4 protein-coding genes are annotated in these 4669 nt (G+C 64.8%); 2 read left to right on the forward strand and 2 right to left on the reverse strand.

What is annotated here, in order from left to right; all coding sequences use genetic code 11:
* Window positions 1-185: 185 nt before the first annotated feature.
* Both IVA80_RS10835 and IVA80_RS10840 read right to left on the reverse strand, forming a co-directional pair.
* Window positions 186-980, reverse strand: coding sequence for an SDR family oxidoreductase (locus IVA80_RS10835; protein ID WP_247428983.1), 795 nt, complete (start codon window positions 978-980; stop codon window positions 186-188).
* A 40-nt stretch (window positions 981-1020) separates the two neighbouring features.
* Entirely contained in the window at window positions 1021-1716 is a 696-nt protein-coding gene (locus IVA80_RS10840; RefSeq protein ID WP_247428987.1) for a hemolysin III family protein, read from the reverse strand.
* Window positions 1717-1894: 178 nt separating this feature from the next.
* On the opposite strand from IVA80_RS10840, the gene IVA80_RS10845 reads away from it, so the two are divergent.
* A complete protein-coding gene (locus IVA80_RS10845; RefSeq protein WP_247428990.1) occupies window positions 1895-3364 on the forward strand; it encodes a YcjX family protein in 1470 nt (489 codons plus the stop codon).
* Entirely contained in the window at window positions 3361-4386 is a 1026-nt protein-coding gene (locus IVA80_RS10850) for a TIGR01620 family protein (protein ID WP_247428993.1), read from the forward strand. Before IVA80_RS10845 ends, IVA80_RS10850 begins: the two co-directional genes overlap by 4 nt.
* Window positions 4387-4669: the final 283 nt, after the last annotated feature.

Here is a 4669-nt window from a genome sequence, read left to right on the forward strand (position 1 = left end):
CGTTGATCCCGTACAGAAGCAGGTTCCCGGCAAGCGGATGACGCAAAAAGGGATTGACTAACCAAGGCCCGTTACAGAAGCCCGGATGGAGCGCAAGCGTAATCCGGGTCTTCACGCCGCGGAAAGACTGTCCCGGATTACGCTTCGCTGCATCCGGGCTACGAACTCCGTCGGGGATACAGCAACTACCTCCCGAACTCGTCCCGCATCCTGGCCTGGATCTTGGCCATGCCGCCGATCCAGCGGTCGTAATTCTCGGTCTTCTTGCGCATATAGCCCAGCACCTGCGGGTGCGGCAGGATCAAGAACGTCTCCTGCTCGAGGCCGGCGAGCACGTCATTGGCGACCTGCTCCGGCTTGAGATCGCCGTCGCCGGATTGCGGGCCCTTGGGGATCGCGCGCAGCATGTTGGTGTCGACGCCCTGCGGGCAGAGGATCGAGACCTTGATGTTGTGGGCCTTGTGCGAGATCGCGAGGTTTTCGGCAAAGCCGACCGCGGCATGCTTGGTCGTGGAATAGGCGGGGCTGCCGACTTGCGACAGCAGGCCCGCGGCCGAGATCGTGTTGAGGAAATAACCGCCGCCGCGTGCCTTCATGCGCGGGATGAGATGCCGGGCCGCATAGACATGGGCCATGACGTGGATCGCCCAGCTCCGCTGCCACGGCTCATCGGAGGCGCCGCCGGCATTTTCCGACATCGGATCGAAGCCGCCACCAATGCCGGCATTCGAGCAGAACAATTCGATCGGACCGAACTGCCGTTCGGTCTCCTCGATGACATGCGAAATATCCTTCTCCTGCGCGACGTCGCATTTGAAGGCCGCGCCATCAACCGTGGCAGCGACCGCCCGTGCATTGTCGGCGTCCATGTCGGCGACGACGACCTTGGCCGCACCCGCCTTGTGAAAGGCCTCGCAGAGCGCCTTGCCGATGCCGTTTGCGCCGCCCGTGACGACCACGACCTTGCCGGTCACCTGCATGCGACGTCTCCTCTTTTATTATACCGCGTGTTGGTTGTGCTCAGCTCAACACGAGGTCGAGCACCGCGGTATAATGGCACGCCGCGCCGGCCAAGACAAAGCCGTGCCAGATCGCATTCTGGAAGCGCAGCCGCCGCCAGGCATGGAAGATCACGCCAAAGCTGTAGAGCAGGCCGCCTGCAAGAATGAAGCCCACCACCAGCGCAGGCAGTGCCTTGACCACGGCGTCGTAGAGCATCACGCCGCTCCAGCCCATGGCGAGGTAGATGCCGACGGCGACGCGGTCGAACCGGCCGGGGTAGAGAAGTTTGAGCACGATGCCGAGGATCGCGACGCACCAGACGCCGGCGAGCAGCACCAACGCGAACCCGCTGTCCTTCACCTCCAGGATGAACGGGGTGTAGGTCGCCGCGATCAGCAGATAAATCGCCGAATGGTCGAACCGCCGCAGCAGCCATTTGGCCGGCGAGACCGGCCAGAGATTATAGGTCGCCGACAGCACCAGCATCGACAGCAGGCCGGCGACATAGATCGAGACCCCGACGATGTCGGTCGCGCTGGCATAAACCGCCGTCAGCACCACCAGCACCGTCGCGGCGATAATGCCGGACAGGACGCCGATCGCGTGGATGATTCCGTCGGCGACCAGCTCGGCACGGTCGTAGTTCCAGCCGATCGCGTCGGCGGCGGCGTGGACGGAGTTGGATGCAAGCTGTTTCAGTTGGAAGTCGATCATGGCAATCCGCAAGGCGAGACAATGCCCTCTCATATGGGTGTTTCGGGATCGGCGGTCGTTCAAACGGCTGATTTGCCGAGAAAGGCGGTGGAAGTATGAAGCTTGATTTTCTTCACGCAATTGCCACTTCTGTGAACAGTCTCACATTTCCGCCCGCCCGAGATCCCTTAACGTTCATATGGCATTCAGTTTCCAGGATATGGTCGAAGAAGCGCGGCTGTCGGCGAGGGCGCTGATCGACTATGGCGAGCACTTCTTCAACCCGACGGTGCGGCTCGGGGTCACCGGCCTGTCGCGGGCCGGCAAGACCGTATTCATCACCGCGCTGATCCACGGCCTCACCCGCGGCGGCCGGTTTCCTGTGTTCGAGGCCTATGCCTCGGGCCGGATCGCGCGGGCGCATCTTGCGCCCCAGCCGGACGACGCAGTGCCGCGCTTCGCTTACGAGAACCATTTGCACGCGCTGGTCGAGGAGCGGCGCTGGCCGAACTCGACCGTCGACATCAGCGAACTCAGGCTCGTCATCGACTATCAGCGCCACAACGGGGCGGACCGCACGCTGACGCTCGACATCGTCGACTATCCCGGCGAGTGGCTGCTCGATTTGCCGCTGCTCCAGAAGAGCTATGAGCAATGGTCGGCGGAGAGCCTTGCGCTGTCGCGCGAAGCGCCGCGCGCGCATCTTGCGGCGGATTGGCACGCGCATCTTGCGACGCTCAAACCCGAGGCGCGCCAGGACGAGCAGGCGACGCTCGCGGCCGCCAAGCTCTTCACCAATTATTTGCGCGCTTGCCGCGACGAGCGTTTTGCAATGAGCCTGCTGCCGCCCGGGCGCTTCCTGATGCCGGGCAATCTCGCAGGCTCGCCGGCGCTGACCTTTGCGCCGCTCGACGTGCCCGCAGGCGGCCAGGCGCCGGACGGATCGCTATGGGCGATGATGGTCCGCCGCTTTGAGGCCTACAAGGACGTCGTGGTGCGGCCGTTCTTCCGTGATCATTTTGCCCGGCTCGATCGCCAGATCGTGCTGGCCGATGCGCTCGCCGCCTTCAACTCGGGACCCGAGGCGCTGCACGATCTCGAAGCCGCGCTTGCCGGCATTTTGGATTGCTTCCGGATCGGCCGCAGCACGTTCCTCTCCAGCCTGTTCCGGCCGCGTATCGACCGCATCCTGTTCGCGGCGACCAAGGCGGACCATCTGCATCATTCCAGCCACGACCGTCTCGAGGCTGTGCTGCGCCGTGCGGTCACTCGCGCGGTTGCGCGCGCGGAAGATACCGGCGCAGGAATCGACGTGGTGGCGCTCGCCGCTCTTCGCGCCACGCGGGAGGCCCAAGTCGCGCATGGCCGCGACAAATTGCCGTCACTTCTGGGAACGCCGGCGGCCGGCGAAAGCGCCGGCGGCGAGTTCTTCGATGGCAAGACGGAGGTTGCGACCTTTCCGGGTGACCTTCCGCTGGACCCCGAGCCGCTGTTCAACGGCACGGATGCATTCCGCGGCCTCTCGACGGAGGCCGGCGAGAAGAGCGACTTCCGCTTCCTGCGCTTCCGTCCGCCAAAGCTCGAACGCGAGGGCAATGACGAGCCGACGCTGCCACACATCCGCCTCGACCGTGCCTTGCAGTTCCTGATCGGAGACAAGCTGTCATGAACGACCGATCCCAGCAGCGGAGGCCGGCGACGTTCCGGCTCGACGATCCCGGCGTCGTCGTCACCGAAATCGACGAGACGAGCCGGATCAGCCGCGGCACCATCCAGATCACGCCGGAGCCAGATCCTTCCACGCTGCCGGTGCCCATCGAGCCGTCACTCCCGCCGCGGCGTGGCTTTCCCTGGGGCGCGCTGTTCTGGTCGGGCCTTGCCGGGCTGACGCTGCTCGGGGTCGGGCTCGGCGTCGTCCATCTGATCGAGGACCTGTTTGCGCGCAGCGAAAGCCTCGGCTTCGTTGGCCTTGCGCTCGCCTTGGTCACGGCGCTCGCGCTCGCGGTGGTGATCGGGCGCGAGGCGTACGGGCTGGCGCGCCTTGCGACGATCGAGAAGCTGCATCAGCGCGCGTCCGCGGTCCTTGCCAGCGACGATCGCAAGGAGAGCCGCGCCATTGTGCAGGACCTGCTACAGATCGCGCACCAGAACCCGCAGCTCGCGCGCGCCCGTGCCGCGCTGGAGAGCCACGCCGGCGAGATCATCGACGGCGCCGACATGATCCGGCTCGCCGAGCGCGAATTGATGTCGCCACTGGACGCCGAGGCGCGGCGGCTGGTGTCATCAGCCGCGCAAAAAGTCTCGATCGTCACCGCGGTTTCGCCACGCGCGCTGATCGACGTGTTGTTCGTGTTCGTGGCGTCGCTGCGCCTGATCCGCCAACTTGCCCGGCTCTATGGTGGCCGTCCCGGCGCACTCGGCATGATCCGCCTGCTCCGCCACGTCATCGCCCATCTTGCCATCACCGGCGGCATGGCCGCGAGCGACAGCCTGGTGCAGCAGATGCTCGGTCATGGCATTGCGGCCAAGCTGTCGCAGCGGCTGGGAGAAGGTGTTCTGAATGGATTGCTGACGGCGCGGCTGGGCCTGGCCGCGATCGACGTCACGCGGCCGCTGCCGTTCGCGGCGCTGCTGCAGCCGAAGCTGTCGGACCTTGCGACGGATCTGCTGCGGAAGAAGAACGAAGAGTAGCACTCTTCTCGCGCGACGCGGCCGCTGTCTCCTCTCCCCTTGTGGGCTAGGGTGGCTCCACGCAAAGCAGCGAGACGGGTGAGGGGTCTCTCTCCGCGTAAATCTTTCGCATTAATTCGCGGAGAGAGACCCCTCATCCGGCGCTTCGCGCCACCTTCTCCCACAAGGGAAGAAGGGAAGAGGTTGTCCAGACCGGATAGATAGGTAACACACTAGACCGGATGGATAGGTGACAGTTCTCTGTCGGCTGGGAGGATCAGCCGATGCCTTGGCGAGAGAGCTG

Source organism: Bradyrhizobium sp. 139 (assembly GCF_023074175.1).
Taxonomy (GTDB): domain Bacteria; phylum Pseudomonadota; class Alphaproteobacteria; order Rhizobiales; family Xanthobacteraceae; genus Bradyrhizobium.